At 68.2% G+C, this 20,691-nt stretch carries 20 protein-coding genes; 10 read left to right on the forward strand and 10 right to left on the reverse strand.

The window, feature by feature from the left end:
* Nucleotides 1–4 precede the first annotated feature (4 nt).
* Nucleotides 5–781, reverse strand: coding sequence for a DUF1932 domain-containing protein (locus OG817_RS31895; RefSeq protein WP_406048359.1), 777 nt, complete (start codon nt 779–781; stop codon nt 5–7).
* A 191-nt stretch (nt 782–972) separates the two neighbouring features.
* Here OG817_RS31895 and OG817_RS31900 point away from each other — a divergent pair, with 191 nt between their 5' ends.
* Together OG817_RS31900 and OG817_RS31905 are read left to right on the forward strand one after the other, a co-directional pair.
* Nucleotides 973–2,277, forward strand: a complete 1,305-nt coding sequence (locus OG817_RS31900) for a serine/threonine-protein kinase (RefSeq protein WP_406048361.1) — start codon at nt 973–975, stop codon at nt 2,275–2,277.
* Nucleotides 2,278–2,337: 60 nt separating this feature from the next.
* Nucleotides 2,338–2,634: a hypothetical protein gene (locus OG817_RS31905; RefSeq protein ID WP_360452776.1), complete on the forward strand. Its 297-nt coding sequence runs from the start codon at nt 2,338–2,340 to the stop codon at nt 2,632–2,634.
* Nucleotides 2,635–2,651: 17 nt separating this feature from the next.
* On the opposite strand, the gene OG817_RS31910 is transcribed toward OG817_RS31905, so the two are convergent.
* From OG817_RS31910 to OG817_RS31920, 3 genes are all read right to left on the reverse strand, one after another.
* Nucleotides 2,652–3,482, reverse strand: a complete 831-nt coding sequence (locus OG817_RS31910; RefSeq protein ID WP_406048363.1) for a sigma-70 family RNA polymerase sigma factor — start codon at nt 3,480–3,482, stop codon at nt 2,652–2,654.
* Between the two features lie 238 nt (nt 3,483–3,720).
* Nucleotides 3,721–4,902: a protein kinase domain-containing protein gene (locus tag OG817_RS31915; protein ID WP_406048365.1), complete on the reverse strand. Its 1,182-nt coding sequence runs from the start codon at nt 4,900–4,902 to the stop codon at nt 3,721–3,723.
* 185 nt (nt 4,903–5,087) lie between these two features.
* A complete protein-coding gene (locus OG817_RS31920) occupies nt 5,088–6,104 on the reverse strand; it encodes a DNA topoisomerase IB (protein ID WP_406048367.1) in 1,017 nt (338 codons plus the stop codon).
* 88 nt (nt 6,105–6,192) lie between these two features.
* Between OG817_RS31920 and OG817_RS31925 the strand changes: the two genes are divergently transcribed.
* From OG817_RS31925 to OG817_RS31950, 6 genes are all read left to right on the forward strand, one after another.
* Entirely contained in the window at nt 6,193–6,750 is a 558-nt protein-coding gene (locus OG817_RS31925) for a hemerythrin domain-containing protein (RefSeq protein WP_406048368.1), read from the forward strand.
* A gap of 251 nt (nt 6,751–7,001) precedes the next feature.
* Entirely contained in the window at nt 7,002–10,019 is a 3,018-nt protein-coding gene (locus tag OG817_RS31930) for a ricin-type beta-trefoil lectin domain protein (protein ID WP_406048370.1), read from the forward strand.
* A 40-nt stretch (nt 10,020–10,059) separates the two neighbouring features.
* Nucleotides 10,060–11,190: a serine hydrolase domain-containing protein gene (locus OG817_RS31935; RefSeq protein WP_406048372.1), complete on the forward strand. Its 1,131-nt coding sequence runs from the start codon at nt 10,060–10,062 to the stop codon at nt 11,188–11,190.
* Nucleotides 11,191–11,261: 71 nt separating this feature from the next.
* Nucleotides 11,262–11,657: an esterase-like activity of phytase family protein gene (locus OG817_RS31940; protein ID WP_406057554.1), complete on the forward strand. Its 396-nt coding sequence runs from the start codon at nt 11,262–11,264 to the stop codon at nt 11,655–11,657.
* Nucleotides 11,658–11,943: 286 nt separating this feature from the next.
* Nucleotides 11,944–12,873 carry an alpha/beta fold hydrolase gene (locus OG817_RS31945; protein ID WP_406048373.1) on the forward strand — a complete coding sequence of 310 codons (930 nt, stop codon included), beginning with the start codon at nt 11,944–11,946 and terminating at the stop codon, nt 12,871–12,873.
* Between the two features lie 102 nt (nt 12,874–12,975).
* On the forward strand, nt 12,976–13,575 hold the full coding sequence (locus OG817_RS31950; RefSeq protein WP_396391580.1) for a dihydrofolate reductase family protein: 600 nt from the start codon (nt 12,976–12,978) through the stop codon (nt 13,573–13,575).
* Here the strand turns inward: OG817_RS31950 and OG817_RS31955 are convergent.
* A complete protein-coding gene (locus OG817_RS31955; protein WP_406048376.1) occupies nt 13,572–14,042 on the reverse strand; it encodes a GNAT family N-acetyltransferase in 471 nt (156 codons plus the stop codon). The two genes, OG817_RS31950 and OG817_RS31955, sit on opposite strands and share 4 nt — an antisense overlap.
* A complete protein-coding gene (locus tag OG817_RS31960) occupies nt 14,029–15,420 on the reverse strand; it encodes an MFS transporter (RefSeq protein WP_406048378.1) in 1,392 nt (463 codons plus the stop codon). The genes OG817_RS31955 and OG817_RS31960 overlap by 14 nt, the downstream gene beginning before the upstream one ends.
* 92 nt (nt 15,421–15,512) lie before the next feature.
* On the opposite strand from OG817_RS31960, the gene OG817_RS31965 reads away from it, so the two are divergent.
* On the forward strand, nt 15,513–16,115 hold the full coding sequence (locus OG817_RS31965) for a TetR/AcrR family transcriptional regulator (RefSeq protein ID WP_406048380.1): 603 nt from the start codon (nt 15,513–15,515) through the stop codon (nt 16,113–16,115).
* 21 nt (nt 16,116–16,136) lie between these two features.
* Complete coding sequence (locus OG817_RS31970) at nt 16,137–17,255, forward strand: MalY/PatB family protein (RefSeq protein ID WP_406048382.1); 1,119 nt, start codon at nt 16,137–16,139, stop codon at nt 17,253–17,255.
* Here the strand turns inward: OG817_RS31970 and OG817_RS31975 are convergent, their stop codons facing one another.
* From OG817_RS31975 to OG817_RS31990, 4 genes are all read right to left on the reverse strand, one after another.
* The gene (locus tag OG817_RS31975) at nt 17,256–17,618 is read right to left on the reverse strand and encodes a cupin domain-containing protein (protein WP_406048384.1); all 363 of its coding nucleotides are present in this window, start codon (nt 17,616–17,618) and stop codon (nt 17,256–17,258) included.
* Between the two features lie 77 nt (nt 17,619–17,695).
* A complete protein-coding gene (locus OG817_RS31980; RefSeq protein ID WP_406048385.1) occupies nt 17,696–18,217 on the reverse strand; it encodes a gamma carbonic anhydrase family protein in 522 nt (173 codons plus the stop codon).
* Between the two features lie 10 nt (nt 18,218–18,227).
* Nucleotides 18,228–18,893, reverse strand: coding sequence for a response regulator (locus OG817_RS31985; RefSeq protein WP_406048387.1), 666 nt, complete (start codon nt 18,891–18,893; stop codon nt 18,228–18,230).
* Nucleotides 18,890–20,551: an ATP-binding protein gene (locus OG817_RS31990; protein ID WP_406048388.1), complete on the reverse strand. Its 1,662-nt coding sequence runs from the start codon at nt 20,549–20,551 to the stop codon at nt 18,890–18,892. The genes OG817_RS31985 and OG817_RS31990 overlap by 4 nt, the downstream gene beginning before the upstream one ends.
* Nucleotides 20,552–20,691 lie beyond the last annotated feature (140 nt).

Below are 20,691 nucleotides of genomic sequence, written 5' to 3' on the forward strand. Positions count from 1 at the left end.
GGCGTCAGCTCTCCCGGCCGCGTTCGCCGCGCTCGATGGACGCCAGCCACTCGATCGAGGCGAGCGTCATCTCGTGCGGCGTACCGAGCCGGCGGCCGTAATCGCGCGCGTCCTCCATTTCGTGCCGCCGACGGCGGGCGTGTTGGTAGGTGCCCGTGACCAGCCGGTCGACCAGCGCTTCGCCACCGCTCCCCAGTTCGGAGACCATCTGGCCGCGAACCCAGTCCTCGCATCCCGCGGCACGACCGGCAGTCAACGCCTCGAGCACGCTGGTGGCCAGCGACTTCATGAAGATGCTGCGCAGTAGCTTGCGTGCAGTCGCCACTCCCGGTTCGCCGGCGACGACGTCGATCGAGGCGCCGACGGGTTGTAGCAGTTCGACGAACCGGTTCGCACCGGGACCGCAGGCCATCACCGGCGTACGTATCCCTGCGCGCTGCACCGGCGCCAGGATCGCGACGTCCACATAGAGGCCCTTGGAGAGTTCGGCGCCGACCTCCTTCTTCCGTTCCGGCGAGGAAGCGTTCATGTCCGCGTAGACAGTCTCCGGGCCGAGGTACGGCGCGGCAGCGCGGACCGCGTCGACGGCCCCCGCACTGGTGGTCAGGCTGAGCACCAGGTCGGCTCCCTCGACCGCGGCGGCGGCCGTCGGAGCGAGTGTGATCCCTTCGGCGAGCGTGACCCGCCGTACGTCGAAAGCGGCCACCTCGACGCCGGCAGCCAGCAGATCTGCGGCCAGACGTCGTCCGGCCTCTCCGTACCCCAACACTGAGACGCGCATATCGCCTCCATTCTTGTGCGCAAGATTGGCGACAATCTAGGTACTCATCTTGTTCACGTCAAGACCTCGCCCGCCGCCCACGGCACGTACTGACGGAGCTCGCCGGGGGTGGCCCGCCGGTTGGCCGGACCTAGCTAGGCTGGGCGGTGCGTAGTGGTTCGGTGACGGTTGGGGTGGGTACGGGTGTCGGGATGTTGGTAGCGGAGCGGTACAGGTTGGGGCCCTCCATCGGCCGGGGTGGGATGGGAGAGGTGTTCCGCGGCACGGACGAGCAGTTGGGGCGTCCGGTCGCGGTCAAGTTGCTGCTGCCGTCCGACAAGGACCCGCGCGCTGCCGAGCGCTTCCACCGGGAGGCGCGAGCCGCTGCGAGGCTGAACGATCCGCACGTGGTCGCGGTGTACGACTTCGGCAACCACGGCGACGGTTTCTTCCTGGCGATGGAGTTGGTCGAGGGCGGGTCGGTGGCGGATGAGCTCGCCGCGCAGGGACCGCTGCCGAAGGACCGGGCGATCGACCTCATCGAGCAGAGCGCCGCGGGTCTGGCGGCGGCGCATCGGCAGGACGTCGTACATCGTGATGTGAAGCCGAGCAACCTGTTGCTGACGACCGACGGGACCGTCAAGGTCGCCGACTTCGGCATCGCTCACGTCCCCGAAGAAGGGGCGACCACGCTGACGGGGACCGGCCAGATCATCGGCAGCGTCCATTACCTCGCGCCGGAACGGGCGCGCGGCGAGCGGTCCGGTAAGCCGGCGGACGTCTACGCGCTGGGGTGCGTGCTCTACCAGTTGGTCACCGGCCGGCCGCCGTTCACGGCGGACCATCCGACGGCGATCCTCTACCAGCACGTCGACGCTTCACCTGGTCAGCCGAGTCTGATTCGCCCCGAACTCGGCGGCTCCTTCGAGATCGGCCTGCTCGGGATGCTGTCCAAGGATCCCGCCGACCGTCCGTCCGCCGAGGAGGTCGCGGCCGGCTATCTCCGTACGGCGTCCCTTGGTGCGGCCGCGGCCTCGCCCGCAGGGCCAGGAACGACCAGCCCACTCGAGCCTCTGCAACCGCCCGACCAGAGACGGCGGAACGCCCTGCTGATCGGACTGATCGCGGTCCTCGCGACGGCAGCCGCGGTCATGGCCGGCTTCATCCTCAACGGCAATGACACGCCGCCCCCGACCACCGATGTCGGGCCGCAATCGACCCCCAGTACGGCGAGGTCGAACCCAACGACGACCGACCCATCGCGGTCCGCAACGGAGAATCAGCAGAGCCAGACCACGAAGACTCAGCCCACCCAAAGCCCTTCACCGTCACCCACCCCGTCCGAGACTCCCTCGACCACTCCGTCGGACACGCCGTCACCAACCGAGCCCACCCAGACCAAGACCACCAGCGAACCCACTGAGTCGACGCCGACATCCCCCTCGACCACACCACCACCCGAGACCAACTCACCGAGCGCGCAACCGACAGACACGCCACCACCTGGCGCAGAGTAGGAGGCGTAGAAATCCTTGCGGGGGGCACCGAAGATCTGTCCGCGTTTCGGGAAGAGGACCGTGAACGAATCCGTCGTTGAGATCAACGGCCATCGGGTCGTGGCTGTGTCGCGGGTGACGACCTTGGCACGTCTCAGCGCGGGGTCGGTCTGCATCCGCTGCGGCGCCCACTTCGTGGACCGGCTGGAGATCGAGAACACCTCCTGCCCGGTCGCGGGTGACACGCACGGTCACGAGCTGTTCACCAATCCCGACGACGGACTCCTGTACTGCCGGCGCTGCCCGCTGGTGGCGTACGACCTCGACGATGTCGCGACCGAACCGCAGTGCCCGATGCCCCTGCACTTCTGGCACTAACCGGGCACCAGCCGCGCTCACGCGGCGGTCAGCAGTGGGTCGAGCTTCCCGCGGAGATCCCTGAGGATCCTGTTCAGCAGCCGGGAGATCTGCATCTGGCTCACACCGATGTCGTCGCCGATGTCCGACTGCGTCCACCCCTCCACGAAACGCAACTCCAGGATCCGCCGATCGCGCGGGTCCAGGTCGTCGACGACCGGGCCGAGCATGTCGACGGCTTCGAGCTGATCGAAGTACCGACGGTCGCTGTCGTCGGCCACGGTCTCGCCCAACGGGGACTCCGACTCCGTGGCGGGCCGATCGAGCGACAGTACGTTGAAGCATCCTCGCGCGGCCTCGGCCCCGTTCACCTCGGTGACGTCGACGCCGATCCGGTCCGCGATCTCCGCGAGCGTGGGTTCCCGGTTGAGTTCCTGCTCGAGCACCGGTACCGCGGCCGCGATCATGCCCTGGAGTTCCTGCATCCGGCGTGGGATTCGGACGGTCCAGGAACAGTCGCGGAAGTACCGCTTGACCTCGCCGCGGATCGTCGGGATGGCGAACCCGATGAACGGCGTACCGTGGTCGAGCCGGAAGTTGTGCACGGCCTTCAGCAGACCGAGGTACGCGACCTGTTCGAGGTCCTCGTCCTCTGCGCCGCGGCCGCGGAACCGCCGCCCGATCCCTCGGGCGATCTCGACGTTCAGCTCGACGATCTCTTCGAGCAGCCGCTGGCGCTCGTCCTCGTCTGTACTGCGCTCTCTGGCTTCGAACAACGCCCAGGTTGCCGCCTCGCGGCGGGCTCTGTCCTCGGGAGTCGAACAGTCCTTGCGGACCGGGCCGACCATGGCGGATTGGGTGGGAACCATGAACCTGACCTCGCGACGTGAGTCACGGCGTAGCCCACCTCCGGACCACGGTCATTACCTACGCAGATCCAGTACCCCATCTTATGCATGGATGAACAGGACGCGGGTACCCCATGCGCCCATGGCACGGTCGGTGGAGTGCGGCCAGAACTGCGGGCTGGGTCTCCACGACCGTGCCATCGGAGTACGACGTACGCCCAGGCGATCAGTAGTCGCGGCACAAAACGACGAGGTCTGCTCAGGGCTTCGGCTTCTTCGGCTTGTCCTGACCCGGCTTGTCGTCCTTCGGGCGATCAGCGGGTCCGGGGTCAGGCGGCTTCGGTTTGCTCGGACCTGACTGCGGCAACGGCCGGAGAGTCGTCGTCTGGGTGACCGTCTGGATCGCGGCCGGGCTTGGTGGTGGAGACGTCGTCGGTACGGCGGGTGGTGGGGTGATACGACTGTCGCTCGGAGACAGCTGGTTCGTCGTCGGGAGCTTCACATCCCTTGTGGCGAAGACGATACCGAGAGTTGCCGACAGCACCAACGCCAATCCTGCGACAACCCCGGCGCGCACCGGCCTCGCGGCCGTCCGGCGTACCGGCAGAACTCCGGGGTCCGCTTCGACCGGTGGCTGGACGCCGTCCGCGAGCTGTGCCGCGGTCGGTCGTCGGGCCGGGTCCTTGGTGAGCATCCAGAGAAGCAGCGCTTCGACATCGCCGGCCAGTTCAGGCCGGAGTTCGCTGGGCGGCACCGGTTCTCGCTGTACGTGCTGGAACATGATCGACGCCGGCTCGTCGGCGAGGAACGGCGGATGGCCAGTGACCAGCTGATACAGCACACAGCCGAGCGCGTAGACATCGGACGGCGGCTCCGCCGGACGACCCAATGCGCGTTCCGGGGCGAGGAAGTGACTCGTGCCGACGATCTGCCCGGTCGAGGTCAGTGTCGTGGTGCAGTCCTCGAGAAATCGGACGATGCCGAAGTCGGCGATCTTCACCGTCCCGTCGTCGGCCAGCAACAGATTGCCTGGCTTGATATCGCGGTGGACGATGCCCAGCCGGTGAGCCTCTGCCAGCCCAGCCGCAGCCTGCCTGACCAGGTGTACGGCGCGATCCGGTGCCAACGGGCCCTCGCGCCTGAGCTCGTCGCCGACCGTACGACCGCTGACCAGTTCCATCGCCAGGTAGCAGCAGCCGTCATGGTCACCGAAGTCGTACGCCGTGACGACGTGTGGATGACGGATCCGCGCCGTAGCCCGCGCCTCCCGCAAGAACCGCTCCGACGCCGCGAGCGTCCCCGGAACCGGCAGCATCAGCTTGACCGCCACGTCCCGCCCCAGTGCCTGATCCGTCGCCCGGTAGACCTCCCCCATCCCACCGCGACCGATCGCCCCCACGATCCGGTACCGGCCCGCAATCACTTCCCCTGCTCGCTTCACCGCCAATCGGTACCCGTGCCACACCGACGTATGTACGCCGTACATTCGCGTTTCGCCGCGGGTACAGGGCAGCCGTACCGCTTCGCGTCGAGCAGCACCGGCCAGGCCGAGTGCAGCCAAGCTCGAGAGCCGGGTCTCGTCCTGGCACTGGGGTTCGGTGCTCGGCGCGGAGCACCACGGCCGTCTTACGCTCGGGCGTCCTGGTCCAGGAGCCGGTTGACGGAGCGTTCAAGAGTGGCGCGGGTCTTGTCGTCGTCGAGGTCGGTGCCGGCGCGGTCGACGGCGTCGGTGATCGTGTGGCCGTGCTCGTACTGCTCGACGACGCGCGGATCGACGTACGACGTACGGGCGACAGTCGGGGTGTTGCCGAGGTGATCGGACACCTCCTCGAGCATCTCCTTGAGTGCCGCGTTCAGGGCCTTCTTCGTCGTCGGCGGGTCCGCCTCGGCGAGATCCACCGCGGCGTGCACGGTGGCGGTCCAAGTCCGGAGATCCTTGACCGTGTAGTCCTCACCGACCAGTTCCTGAAAACGCTCGTTGATCATGCCCGCGTCGATCTCGTGATAGCCGTCGTCGTCGCGATACATCAGCAGACGTGGATTCTGGTGCCGGCCACGCTTCAGCGATCGTACTGCGGTCACCAGCCGATCGTCGTCCAACTCGATCGTCCGCCGCTGCCCACCCTTCGCGACGAAGTCGAACACGACCTTGCCCTTGCTGACCCGGACGTCGTCGCGCAGCAACGTCGCCGCACCCCGGCTGCCGTGCTCCTCGGCGTACTCCGTGTTGCCTGTCCTGAAGACGCCGTAGTCGAGCATTCGCAGCGCCACGGCCAGCACCCGGCGCCGATCGAGACCGCGCCCGCACAGGTCGGCGTCGACCGCCTCACGGAAAGCTGGCAGCTTGCGCGCCAACTGGCGTACGCGGTCATGCTTGTCCTCGTCCTGGGCCGAGCGCCAGTCGTCGTGGTACAGGTACTGCCGCCTGCCGGCCTCGTCCGTGCCCATCGCCTGGATGTGGCCGTTCGGGTACGGGCAGATCCACACGTCCTTCCAAGCAGGCGGGATCGCCAGCGTCCGGATCCGCTCGATCACGTCCGTGTCCTTGAGAACCTTGCCCTCGGCGTCCAGATAGCTGAACCCACGCCCACGCCGCCGGCGCGCGAGGCCCGGCTCGTCAGGATGGCTCCGCCGAAGTCGCATACCCCCTCAGTACCCGACTCCATGCCTGGCATATGCCGACTGGGCCTGGGTACCGGCCTCGCCACCAACGAGGCGAGAGGACATACAGATGGCCGGGGACGTTGTCGATCTGATCATGCAGGACCACCGCGAGGTCGAGCGGCTGTTCGACGAACTGAAGGACGAGCCGGAGAAGCGGCCGAACCTTCTGCCGGTACTGACGACCCTGCTGACCGCGCACAGCCGGGCCGAGGAGGCGGAGGTCTATCCAGTCGCAGCGTCGGAGGCTGGCGAGAAGGAGGAGGTGTCGCACAGTCAGCAGGAGCACATCGAAGCAGACCAGCTGCTCGCCAAGCTGGCCGCGACCGATCCGGCCTCAGCCGCCTTCGACAAGGTGCTGCAGAACCTGATCGACGCGGTATCACACCACGTCGAGGAGGAAGAGAGCAAGGTTCTCCCCGGGATGCGAGCCAAGCTGTCGGACAAGCGCCGCCGCGAGCTCGGCGTGGCGTTCGTTGCCAGCCGCAAGCAACACCTCGGCGAACAGCCCGGCGACATCACCCGCGACCAACTCGCTCAGCAGGCCAGCAACGCGGGCATCCCCGGCACGTCGGACCTCCCCAAGAAGAAGCTCCAGAAGAAGGTTCAGCGCGAGGCAGAGCGCTGATCCAGGCACCCTGCCTCAGGAGATGCAAGGCAGGAGCGTGAAGCGGGCGTCGCACGGATGGGGGTGCTCGAGCCGGAGGACGTGATACTGACGCCGGCCAAGATCACCGGCCGGGAGTGATCGGTTGCTGACGCCAGGTAGGCGTTTGAAACGGGGTATTGCGCGGCTGGGTTCTTGGCTTCATGCTGGCGGTCACTTGAGTGCTCACGGGGGGTGAGGGCTGGTGAGGACAGGTGGGCCTGGGGGGCTTGATGAGGCGTTACGCCGCACTGCGCCGGTGCGTGGCTGCGGCCTGTGTGCTGTTGTTGGTGCCGTTGGCAACGACCGAGTCAGCGAGCGCCGCGGCGGTGCCGGGTGGATTCAGTGAGCAGGTGGTGTTCACCGGGCTGAGCAACCCGACGAACGTCGCGTTCTCGCCGGACGGGCGGGTGTTCGTCGCGGAGAAGAGCGGCCTGATCAAGGTGTTCGACTCGCTCGACGACCCGACGCCGTCGATCTTCGCCGACCTGCGGACCCAGGTCTACAACTACTGGGACCGCGGCCTCCTCGGGATGGCCTTGCACCCCGACTTCCCCGCCGATCCGCGCATCTACGTGCTGTACACGCACGACGGCCTGATCGGCGGACCGACACCGAAGTGGGGAACCGCCGGCGCCACAGACGATCCGTGCCCGTCACCACCCGGGCCGACGAGCGACGGGTGCCAGGCGAGCGCCCGGTTGTCGGCCATCACCCCGAACGGCGCCGAGCAGGTGCTCGTCGAGGACTGGTGCCAGGTGTTCCCCAGCCACTCGATCGGCTCGATCGAGTTCGGCCCCGACGGCATGATCTACGCCGGTGGCGGTGACGGCGCCAGCTTCGGGTACGCCGACTACGGCCAGGACGGCTTCCCGGCATCGGACGAAACCCCCGACAACCCCTGTGGCGACGGCCAGGCACCCGTCGGTGCGAAGCTCACCTCGCCTACCGCTGAAGGCGGTGCGCTGCGCGCCCAGGACGTACGCACCAGCGGCGACCCCGCAAGCCTCGACGGCTCCATCATCCGGATCGATCCGGACACCGGCCTCGCTGCGACCGGCAACCCGGCTGCGGGCAGCCCCGATCCGAACACCCGCAAGATCGTCGCGCACGGCTTGCGCAACCCGATGCGGTTCGACTTCCGCCCCGGCACCAACGAACTCTGGATCGGCGACGTCGGCTGGACCAAGTGGGAAGAGATCGACCGCATCGTCAGCCCCACCGCGAAGGTCACGAACTTCGGCTGGCCCTGCTACGAGGGCCCGGGCCGCACGGCCGCCTACGACGCCCTCAACCTCAGCATCTGCGAGAACCTGTACGCCGCCGGCGCGACCGCGGTCGCCACGCCGTACTACACCTACGACCACGCCTCGCACATCGTCACAGGCGAGACCTGCAGCACCGGCAGCTCGTCGCTCTCCGGCATGTCCTTCTACGAGAACGGCAACTACCCACCGGAGTACGACGGCGCCCTGTTCTTCTCCGATTACAGCCGGCAGTGCATCTGGGCGATGCTCCGCGGCGCCAACGGCCTCCCGGACCCGGCCAAGATCGTCAACTTCGCGTCGGGATACGGAACGACCAGGCTGCAGAACGGTCCAGGCGGCGACGTGTTCGCCGTCGACTACGACAACGGCAGGGTCCTGCGCTACGTCTACAGCGCGACCAACAACCCGCCGACCGCGGTGATCGATGCAGATCCGTCCAGCGGACCGACACCGCTGACCGTCACCTTCGACGGCACCGCGTCGAACGATGCTGACGGTGACGCCCTCACGTACGCGTGGGATCTGGACAGCGACGGCCAGTACGACGATTCGACGGCGCCAACTGTCCAGCACACCTACACCACCAGCGGCGCCGCCATCGCCCGGCTCAAGGTGACCGACAGCCACGGCGGAACCGGTACGGCGACGACCCAGATCAACGTCGCCAACACCGCACCGACGGCGTTGATCACGTCACCCGGTCCGGCGACGACCTGGAAGGTTGGCGACACCATCAGTTTCGCCGGCACTGCCACAGATCCTGAGCAGGGCCCGCTTCCCGGCTCGGCGCTGACGTGGGCGCTGATCATGCATCACTGCCCCAGTGATTGCCATGCGCACCAAATCACGACGATGACCGGAGCGAGTGGCACGTTCACCGCGCCCGATCACGAGTACCCGTCGTACCTGGAACTGCGGCTGACCGCGAAGGACTCCGGCGGGCTGACCGACGTCAAGAGCGTGCAACTGCAGCCGAAGACGGTGAAGCTCACGTTCGGCACGCAACCGTCGGGTCTGCAACTGACCTACCTGAACAAGACCGCGGCCTCCCCGTCGACCGGTACGGCGATCGTCGGCTCGAGCGGATCGTTGTCCGCGGGCCTCCTGCAGTCGTCGGCGAACAACCTCTACCGGTTCGCCTCCTGGTCGGACAACGGCGCCCGCAACCACAACTTCGTCGCCCCGGCGACGCCCGCGACGTACACGGCGACGTACGTGCCGAAGCGCAATCTCGCCCGCGGCCGGGCGGTCGCGGTGTCCAGCGTCTACGCGGCCGGCCGGGAGGGATCGAAGGCGGTCGACGGGTCCATGACCACGGCCTGGACGAGCAAGCGCAGCGATCCGCAGTGGCTGCGGGTCGACCTCGGCTCGGTCCAGGTGGTCAACCAGGTGCTGCTCAACTGGTCGTCGGCGTACGCGAAGGCGTACCAGATCCAGGTGTCCGGCAACGCGCAGACCTGGAAGACCGTCTACTCGACCACTGTCGGGAACGGCGGCACCGACAACGTGGTGTTCGGGGCGATCTACGCGAGGTACGTGCGGATCAACGCCACCGCTCGCCCCGCGGTGGGCAACTACTACGCGCTGTGGGAGTTCGGGGCGTACGGCGACCGCGGGCCGATCACCGGGATCGCCGGCAAGTGCATCGACATCTACCAAGCGCGGACGGACAACGGCACGCCGACGATCTTGTACACCTGCCACAGCGCAACGAACCAGCAGTGGATGCAGTACGAGGACGGCACGGTGCGCTCGCTCGGCAAGTGCCTGGACGTGCGCGGTACGACGATCCGGTCCGCGGCGGTGCTGTGGACGTGTGACGGCAGTGCCGGGCAGAAGTGGCGGCCTCGCCCGGACGGCTCGCTGCTGAACGTTCGCTCCGGCCAGTGCCTCGACGCCACCGGTGCGTCCAGTGCCAACGGCACCAAGCTGATCATCTACACCTGCCATGTCGCCACGAACCAGAAGTGGGTGCTGCCGTAAATCAGTCGAGTCGCCGCCTGGCCGCACCTACGCTGGAGGCATGAACAGCGGCTGGGCAGACGAGGGTTTCGGCGCGGTCGCCGATGTGTTCGCGGACAACTTCACCGCGTTCCCGGAGCTCGGAGCCGCCGTCACCGTGTATGTCGGCGGCCGGGCCGTTGTCGAGCTGTGGGACGGCGAGGCGGCGCCTGGACGCCCATGGGATCGCGATACCGTCGTACCCGTTTTCTCTTGTGCCAAAGGGATCGTGAGCCTCTGCATCCACCTGCTCGCGCAGGACGGACGACTCGACCTGGACGCGCCGATCGGTCGGTACTGGCCGGAGTTCGTTGCGGAAGGCAAGGAGAAGATCACCTCGCGGATGGTGCTGGGGCACCGGGCCGGGATCCCGGTCCTGGACAAGACGCTGTCCTTCGACGAGATCGCCGCCTGGACTCCGGTCATCGAGGCGATCGAGGAGCAGAAGCCGCTCTGGGAACCGGGGACGTCGTACGAGTATCACGGCCACGTGTTCGGCTTCGTCCTCGGCGAGGTGGTACGGCGGATCACGGGGCAGCGACCGGGTGCGTACTTCCGCCAGGTCGTGGGCGATCCGCTCGGGCTGCGGGCCTGGATCGGGCTGCCTGCCTCGGAGCTGCCGGCACTGGCCAGGCTCGCGGAAGCTGAGGGTCGCCCGCCGATGCCGGGGCCGGAGCATCTCCTCACCCGGATCGTGACGATGAACGGCGCGCTCGTCTTCCCGGGCCTCGACGTACCGCACGGCTGGAACGATCCGGCGCTGCTCGGGATGGAGCTTCCCGGCGCCGGTGCGGTGGCGTCGGCGACCGGTCTCGCCGGGCTGTACGCCGCGGCCGTGACGGGCATCGACGGCCACGACCGTCTGCTCTCGGCAGAGACCGTGACGGATGCGGTACGCGAGGTGTCGTCGGGCCAGGGATTCCTCGGCTTCGACGCCGGCGCGCGCTGGGGCTCGGGCTATCTGCTCGACTCCGCGAGCTTTCGGCCCATGCTGGGTGCACGCAGCTTCGGGAACGACGGCGCCGGTGGCCAGTTCGCCTTCGGCGACGACGAGTACGGCGTCGGATTCGCCTACGTCGCCAACCGTATGGTCGGTCACGGCGACGCGCGAGCCAACCGCCTCATCGCCGCCGTACGCGACTGCTTGGGATAGTGGCCTGCGAGGGTTCACGACGGTGTCAGCCGGTGTTCACCTGCTCCGACGAACGTCACGCTGACGTCTTGGTGGAGGGGAGCCTGACCCGCAAGATCAACCGCGGCTTCGAAGGGCTGGCTCAACTCCCGGGTGGCGATCTGGTGCAGGCGCTGCAGAGCCCGCTGCTCAACCCGAGCAAGAAGGTCGGCGAGGCTTCCCTGAACACGCGGTTGCTGCGGTTCTCCCCGCACCAGGGCAAGGTCACCGCGGAGTACGCCTACAGCTTCGACCCGGTCGGCGTCGTCGACCCGGGCGAGGACGACACGAGCGAACTGAAGATCTCCTCGGTGATTGCCTCCGGCCCCGAAGCGTTGCTGGTCCAGGAGCGCACCGACAACGCGGCTCGACTGCAGCGCGTCGTACTGCAACCGTCCGCCAACATCCTGGGTACGGCGTGGGACTCGACGACCACCACGCCGTCGTAGGAGGCCCTCGCTGACCCGGGGGCTGCCGGCGTACCGGTTCTCTCGAAGGAGCTGTTCCTCGACCTGAACACTGTCGCCGGTGCCCCGAAGAAGATCGAGGGCGTCGCGCTCCGGCCGCACGACACGCTCGTAGTCATCAACGACAACGACTTCGGCATGACCGACGGCCCCGAAGCCTTCGATGCCAACGGCAACCTCAATGACAGCGACATCGAAACCACCCTGGTCACGATCAAGCTCCGTTAATACGGCGACGGCGCATTGGCTGATCGTGTAAACCAGGTGGATGGTTCTTCCTGCTGAAGTTGTTTCGCCGGTGCGGATCGAGGTTGGTCAGGGGCATCACCTGGCGGTGCGGCGGCGTGGGGACGGGGGTGTGCCGCTGCTGCTCATCCACGGGTTCCCGTGCACGAGCCGGATCTGGTCGCACAACCTCGGTCCGCTGGCCGAGGCGGGGTTCGACGTGGTCGCGCCGGATCTGCGCGGGTACGGCGACTCCGACTTCGCGCCGGACGACTTCTACGACTTCAACGCGTTCAACACCGACCTGACCGGCCTGTTCGACCGGCTCGGCTGGGACCGCGCCGTCGTCACCGGGCACGATCTGGGTGCGATGATCGCGATCGACCTAGCCACCCGCCACCCGGACCGGGTGGACCGCCTGGTGATCCTGGACGACTCCATGCCCGACCTCGGTGCGGCGTTCACAGCGGCGGGTCTCCCGCCGATCGACCCCAAGCCCGCCGTCTACGACTACCAGCGCCGCCAGGGCCACGACGCCGACGCCTTGGTCGCCGAGCTGGCTACGCCCGAGCAGCGTCGGCGCTACATCGGTGAGTTCTATGGGCACCGCCTGTGGTGCCCGCCCGACGCCTTCGACGAGGACGACCTGGCCTTCCTGACCGAGCCGTACGGCGATGCGGCCCGGCTGCGGGCCTCCTTCGCCGACTACGAGGTCGCCATGGGCACTCGGCCGCTGTCGGCCCCGGAAATGATCGACCGGCCGGTCCAGCAACGCGCCCTGCTGCTGATCGGCACCGACCAGGCAACCATGCGCAACCACATCGAGGAACGGTGCGCGCTCGCCTTCCCCGAAGCAGTCGGTCCGTTCTGGGTCAAGGGCGCCGGCCACTTCATGCCCTGGGAGCGGCCAGAGATCGTCAACCGCGCCATCCGCTCCTTCTGCGGCGACCTGCTGGCAGCACTCACCCCGTGAACCTGCCGTACGAGACAGGTGTCGGATCGGGGCGGTCGTGTTCGTAGAAGGGGTGACGCCGGCCCACCTGAGGCGGCGCGCAGGAAAGGAAGGGACTACCACATGAGCACCACCTTTACCGTCGACTTCTTCTCCAGCCTGGACGGCTACGGCATGGCCACAGGCTGGCCCGGATACTGGGGGAAGGAGGGCCCCGAGATCCGCGAGGACCGGGTGCGCACCTTCGCGCAAGACCAGGTCCTCGTCTTCGGCGCGACGACGTTCCGGCAGTTCCGGAAGTTCGTCGTCGAGTTTGACGAGCCCTATTACGACAGCCTGAACGAGCTGCCGAAGATCGTGTTCTCCAGCACGCTCGAAGAGCCGCTCGGATGGCAGAACTCGACGGTTCTCAACGAGGATGCGGTGACGGCGATCGAGCGCCTGAAGCGCACCACGGACGTCCCGATGCGATCGCACGGCAGCGTCGCGCTGAACCGCGCCCTGCTCGCCGCCGGCCTCGTCGACCGTCTCGAGATCATCATGTTCCCCGCAGTCGCCGGCCGCGCCGGGGCAGCGGCCCTCCTCCACGGCGGGGCCGAGCTCGACCTGGAGCTTGTCGAGTCGACCGTGCTCGACGGTCGGACGCAGAAGCTCGTCTACATCCCGCACCTTCACGGAGAGATCCCCGAGGGCGCCGGGCCGCAGCGCCGAAACGCGGATTAGTCACCCACCAGCTTCTCGTAGACGTCGGGGCTCCAGCTGGCGGCGGTTTTGGTGTTGAGGGTGGCGCCGAGGCGTTGGTAGAAGCGGTAGCCGGCTTCGTTTTCGAGGCGTAAACCCCAGCCGATCGTGAGTCGGTCGGGGAGCGCGTGCCGGGCCAGCTCGATCATGAGGGCCCGGCCGACGCCGGCGTCGCGGAACTGTTCGCGGACGTACAGGTCGTCGAGCGCCAATTGGTCGCCACCGACCCACAGGTAGGGCCGGCGCAGCGACGACACATAACCGGCCACCGCCCCATCAACCTCCGCGATCAGCACGATCACCTCTGAACGACCGAGGAAACCGCGCCAGTCCTCAGCGCTCGCGGTGACGTACGCCAGCTGGTCCTGATACCCGGCCAGTTCCTGCAGCATGGTCACGACGGTCTCGGCATCCGCGGGGATCGCGCGGCGGATCTCAGTGGACGGCATGGGCTTCTGCTCCTGTCGAGGGCTTGGCGGCCGGTACGACGGCCAGCGCGAGGAGTGCGGCGACGGCCGCAACGATCGCGGCGAAGGTGAAACCACGGGTGAATCCGGTCGTCACGGTGCCGGCCAGGCTGGCCGCGGCGATGCTGGACACCACCGCAACCCCGAGCGAACCACCGAACTCATGGAAGGTGCTCAGAATCCCGGACGCGACCCCAGCCTCCCGGTAGTCGATCTGGCTGAACGTCGTGGTCGACGCGGCGACGAACGCGGCACCGATCCCGGCGCCCCCGATCGTCGTCCCGATCACCACCATGAGTGCACCATCCCAGATCGCAGGGACAGCGATGCCGACCGCGGCGACGGCCAGCCCGATCATCGCGATCGGACGAGCACCCACCTTGCCGACCAGCTGTCCGGACAGATGTGCCCCGATGGTCGTGGCGACGGCGACCGGGAGGAACGACAGTCCGGTGCGGAGGGCGCCGTACCCCTGGTAGTGCTGAAGGTAGAACGATCCGAGGAAGAAGATCGAGATCATCAGCGCGGTCGCAACCAGGATCAGGAAGGAGCCGGCGGCAACCGGCCGGCGGGTCAGGATCCCCAGATCCATCAGCGGCGACCGGACGACCCGCTGCAGCCAGGCGAACGCGGCGTACAGAACGACCGCGCCGGCCAGGGTCAGAAGAGTCGCGGCGGACAACCAGCCCCGGTCGCCGGCGTTGATCAGCGCATAGATCGCCGTACCCGTTCCGGCCGTGACCAGGATCGCGCCCGGCAGGTCCAACCGGCCCTGACGCTCGGCCGGCCGGTCGGCGGGCAGCATCCGGAGCAGGATCGCGAACACGACCAGACCGACCGGGACGTTGACGTAGAACACCCACTGCCAGCCCGGTCCGGCGGTCAGCAGTCCGCCGATCAGTACGCCGATCGCCGCGCCGCCGCCGCCGATCGCGGACCAGATGCCGAGCGCCTTGTTCCGCTCCTCGCCGTCGAATGTCTTGGTCACCACGGACAGCGCGCTCGGCGACAGCAACGCCGCGCCGACGCCCTGCGCGATCCGGCCGCCGATCAGTAGTTCGGCGCTGTTGGCCAGTCCGCTGGTCAGCGAGGCCGCGGTGAACACCAGCAGTCCGGTGAGCACCACGACGCGGGATCCGAACAGATCGGAGGCCCGGCCGCCGAGCAGCATCAGGCCACCGAACATCAGTGTGTAGGCGCTGACCACCCAGGTCAGCGTGCTGCGATCCAGACCGAGGTCGGTACCGATGTGCGGCAGCGCGATCGCCACCACGGTCACATCCAGGATCAGCATGAACTGCGCGATGGCGAGCAGTCCGAGCAGCCGCCACCGACGCGGGTCCGCTCCGGTTTCTTCCATGATTCTCATCCTCACCAGTCAAGTCGAACACTACTGTTCGAGTTATTGCAGGTACAGTAACTCGTACAGCAGTGTTCGACAAGGGAGTTCCCATGCCGGTGAGGCAGGCGGGTACGACGGGCAAGCGGGCGGACGCGCAGCGCAACATCGCGGCGATCCTGGACGCCGCCACGGAGTGTCTGGGCCGCGATCCGGCGGCCAGTACGAGCGAGATCGCGAAGGCTGCCGGTGTCGGGCGGGTCACCCTCTACGGCCATTTCCCGTCCCGGGCCGAGCTGCTCGACGCGGTGTTCGTGCATGCGATCGAGGGCGGCGAGGAGGCACTCGGCCAGGTCGACCTGAGCGGGGATCCGCGCGAGGCGCTGACCCGGCTGATCGAGTCCAGCTGGCGCCTGGTCGACCGGTATCGCTCACTCCTGATCGCTGCTCAGAACACACTCCCGCCGGGCCGGGTGCGGGAGCTGCACGCCGACCCGATGGCACGCGTCGAGAAGCTGATCGAGCGCGGCCGGAAGCAGGGTGCCTTCCGGAAGGACCTGCCGACGTCCTGGCTCGTCGGCGTCATGCACAACGTGATGCACGGCGCGGCCGACGAGATCAACGCCGGCCGTGTCACCCCCGACAAGGCCGCCGCCTACATCACCACGACCATCCTGGCCGCCTTCACCCCACCCGGCGACCGCGTCCCGAACTGACCAATTGGGTACATCCTCGGCATGCTGAAGGTTGCCGAGCTGGCGGAGTTGCAGAAGCGGCGTAGTGAGAAATGGTCCGGCCACGCGCCGGGAGTGATCTCGGCGACGGTGGCGGAGATGGACTTCGACCTCGCCGAGCCGATCGCGCGGGTGCTGCACGAGGCAGTGGACCGCAGCGATCTCGGGTACGCCTTCGAGGTGCCGAAGTCGTTGCGGGAGGCCTTCACCGGCTTCGCCGACCGCCGGCTCGGATGGACCGTGGATCCGGACCGGATCACGCTGGTGCCGGATGTGATGGCCGGCCTGATCGAGCTCTGTCTCGCCCTCGCACCGGGTGGGGCGGTCGGCTTCGCGACCGCCGCGTACCCGCCGTTCCTCAGCCAGATCCCACGGACCGGCCTTCGCACCGTGCTGATCCCGCTGCGTGAGGATGGCTGGTTCGACCTCGATCGCCTGCGCGAGGCGCTGACCGACGGGCTCGAAGTACTGGTCCTCGCCAACCCGCACAATCCGACCGGCCGGGTGCTCCCGCACGAGGAGCTCGCGGCAATCGCGGAGCTCTGCGCGGCGTACGACGCCTGGGTGGTGGCGGATGAAATCCATGCGCCGCTGGTGTTGCCTGGCGCGACACATGTGCCGTGGCTCGAGGTGTCCGACGCGGCCCGCGAGTGCGGGATCGTGCTGACGTCCGCCTCGAAGGCATTCAACCTGGCAGCGCTGAAGGCGGCGATGGCCGTGACCGCGACCGACCGCGCGCAGAGCGTGGTCGATCGCCTGCCCTATACCGCCGAGCAGGCTGGACTGCTCGGTGTCCTTGCCGCGGAGGTGGCGTTCGCCGAGTGCGACGACTGGCTCGACGCCGTACTGCGGCAGCTCGACGACAACCGCGCGTACCTGCGCGAGCACCTGCCCGACGGCATTACCTGGACCCCGCCCGAGGCGACGTACCTGGCCTGGCTCGACTGCCGTGCGCTTGGGCTGGACGAGGAGCCGAGCGAGTTCTTCCTCCGCCGCGCGAAGGTTGCCCTAGGCCCGGGGCGCGACTACGACCCGGGCGCCAACGGCTTCGTCCGCCTCAACTTCGGCACCGGCCCCGAGCTCCTGGAGACACTCGTCAACCGGATGCGGTCCGCCGGCTGACTACTCCAGCCAGGTGGTCTCGAACGTCGGGTTCGCGTGGATGTGGACGGCCTCGTAGCCGCCGGGGCCGGTGCGGAACTTGTGCGGAGTGTTCGCCGGTACGACGAGGATCTGGCCGGCCCTGCCGACGATCTGCTCCTCACCCACCGTGAAGGTCGCCGTACCCCGCCGGATGATGAACGTCTCGGCGTACGGATGCAGGTGCAGCCGCGGGCCGGCACCCTCCTGAGTGGTGGCTTCCAGGATCAGAGAGACACCGGCGCCACCAGGCAACTCGGTGTAGTTCTCGGTCCACTCCTCGCCGTCGTCCCGCCCGTCCGCGCGGTTGATCACCACGGCGCCGGTGTTCGCGATATCGGTCATGAGCACCCTCCCTCGGTCTGCTGCCAACCTAAACCTCGCACCGGGTCCTATCACTTCCCTTTCCGGCGTCCGAGGGCTCAGCCGACCTGCTCGACCGAGGCGGCGTGGCGTTCGGCGAGGTTGTGATAGACGGCGGCGTTGTGGTCGACGAACAGCTTGGCGGTGCCGTCCAGCGGGACGATCTTCTTCGCCGGGCTGCCGAGCGCCACCGATTCCGGCGGGATGACCGCACCCGGCGTCACGGTCGAGCCGGCCGCGACCAGCGTGCGCTCGCCGACGACCGCGCCGTCGAGCACGATCGCGCCGTTCCCGACCAGCGCCTGCTCGCCGATCGTGCAGTCGTGCACCAGACACAGATGACCGACGGTCGCGTTCGGCCCGATCTCGCAGCCGTTGCTGCCGGAGTGGATCACGGTGTTGTCCTGGATGTTCGCCCCGGCCCGGATGGTGATCGTGCCCAGGTCGGCCCGGATCACCGCGCCGTACCAGATCGACACGCCCGCCTCGACCACGACGTCGCCCACCAGGGTGGCGGTCGGCGCGATCCACGCCTCCGGATGCACGCTCGGGCGCTTTCCCTCAAATGAGAACAACGGCATACGCCGCACCCTACTTGCGCCAGTGGTAGCGACGTTCGGGACGGCCGGTCGTGCCGTAGCGGAGGGCGACTTCGACCTGGCCGCGGGTGCAGAAGAACTCGAGGTAGCGGCGGGCGCTGACGCGGGAGATGCCGACCTTCTCGGCACACTCGGCGGCCGACAGGTTCTGCGCGGCGGCGCGGAGGGCCGTCGCCACCAGGGCCGCGGTCTCCTGACTCAGACCCTTGGGCAGCCGATTGACCGTCGGCCGCACCGGTCCGAGCACCCGGTCGACGTCGGCCTGGCTCGTCACCTGATCGGGCACACTCGCCCGCCGTCGCGCGTACTCCTCCAGCCGTGACCGCAGATCCTCGAAACCGAAGGGTTTCAGCAGGTAGTTGACCACTCCTTGCCGCACCGCACCTCGGACTGCGTCCGCCTCGCGCGCCGCGGTGATGACCAGGATGTCGCAGTCAGGCTGCGCGGCCCGCATCCGCGCGATCAGGTCGAGGCCGAAGCTGTCGGGCAGGTAGAGGTCGAGCAGCACGAGGTCGGGCTGGAGTTGCCCGATCGCGTCCAGTGCCTGCTCCCCGGAGTTCGCCGTACCGACGACCTCGAAACCGGGCACCCGGTCCACGAAACCGCGGTGGATGCGGGCGACCATGAAGTCGTCGTCGACGACCAGGACGGAGATCATCGGGCTCCTTCGGGCAGGCGCCGGACGGACATCCGCGCGATGAACGCGGCGCCGCCGTCCTCGGTGTTCGTGACCGCGACCTCGCCACCACGCCGCCGGCAGACCAGCCGTGTCATCGCCAGACCGATCCCGCGCTCACCGCCGGCCGCGGCCTTGGTGGTGAAGCCATGCGCGAACACCTCCTGCGCCAGCTCGGGCGCGACCCCGGGACCGGAGTCGCGAACCACGATCTCGACGCTGGCGGCGTCTTGCCGCAGCTCGACCTCGACCCACGCGGGCGACAGCGGCGTGCCCGACTGGGCGGCGGCGTCGATCGCGTTGTCGACCAGGTTGCCGATCACGGTAGCCACGTCGGCCGACAGTTCCGGGTCGAGCCGGAGCAGCGTGGTGCGTTCGGACACGCGGAGCTCGACACGGCGTTCGGCCGCGACCGAGGACTTCGCCATCAGCAGGGCGGCGACCGCGGTGTCCTGGACCCGCCGGGTCACGGTCAGGTCGAGCGACTCACGATAACGATTGAGCGCGCCGACGTACGTGACGACCTCGTCGTACTCCCCGATCTGGATCAGCCCCGAGATCGTGTGCAACTGGTTCGCGAACTCGTGGGTCTGGGCCCGCAGCAACTCGGCGGAACTGCGGAACGAGCCGAGCTCACGCTCCAGCTGAGCCAACTCGGTCCGGTCGCGCAGCGTGGTGACCGAGCCGAGCGAGTGCCCGTCCTTGGTGACGCTCATCCGGTTCATCACCAGCACCCGCCCACGCCGTACGACGACCGCGTCGCGGGCCTCGTCACCGGAGTGCTCCCCGGCCAGCACCTCCCGGAGCCGGCCCTCGATCCCCAGCTCACGCAGGCTCCTGCCGACCGCGTTGTCCGGCAGGTCGAGCAGCCGCCGGCCGACGTCGTTCACCAGCGTCACCCGCAGGTGCGGATCCAGCGCGACGACGCCCTCGGCGAGTCCGTAGAGCATTGCCTCGCGGTGCTCGGCCAGGCCGGCGATCTCCCGCGGTTCGAGTCCGAGCGTCTGCCGCTTGATCCGGCGAGCGAGCAGCCACGAGCCGAGCAGCCCGAGCACACACGCGATGCCCAGATAGATGGCCAGGTACGACGATGCGCCGCGGAGCCGCTGCCAGATCGATGGAGCCCGCTCACCGACCATCACCGTGCCGATCTGGTCGCCGAGCGTCCCGTCCGGCTGATTGTCCGCGTTCGTTCCCTGGCTCAGCACCGGGACCTGCGAGACCAGTTCGGTCCCGTCGTCGACGCCCAGTTCGCCGGACCAGCCGCGGCCTTGCGCGACTCCGGGATCACCGAGCGTCAACGTGCTGCCGAGCGCGGACAGGTTGGTCGCGGCGATGACACGGCCCTTCGCGTCGGCGATAGTGATCGAGGTGACGCCGGACTGGGTCAGCGTGGTTTGGAGCAACGGTGCCAGGACCTCGGCCGGCGCCGGATGCCGGATGCCGAACCGCAGCGTCTGGTTGCCGGACAGCTGCTCGGCCAGGGCGGTCACTCTGCGTCCCTCGACCCGGTTGAAGGTGGCCGCGGACTGGGCGAGCGAGACCGCGGCGACGGCGACCAGCACCACCACCACGATCGCCAGCTGCAGTACCAGCAGCTGACCGGCCAGGGTCGGCCGCTTGCCCAGTCTCAATGCCATGCCGCATGATCACCGGTCGAGTGCCGGCTTTGCCACCTCTCGGCCGGATTCGGCGTGTGACCACAATGAACTCAACCTCCGCTGCTGACACAAGGCAGACGGCGCTCCGCGGGGAAGGTCACGATCATCGCCTGAACCCC

Source organism: Kribbella sp. NBC_00889 (assembly GCF_045207705.1).
Lineage (GTDB): Bacteria > Actinomycetota > Actinomycetes > Propionibacteriales > Kribbellaceae > Kribbella.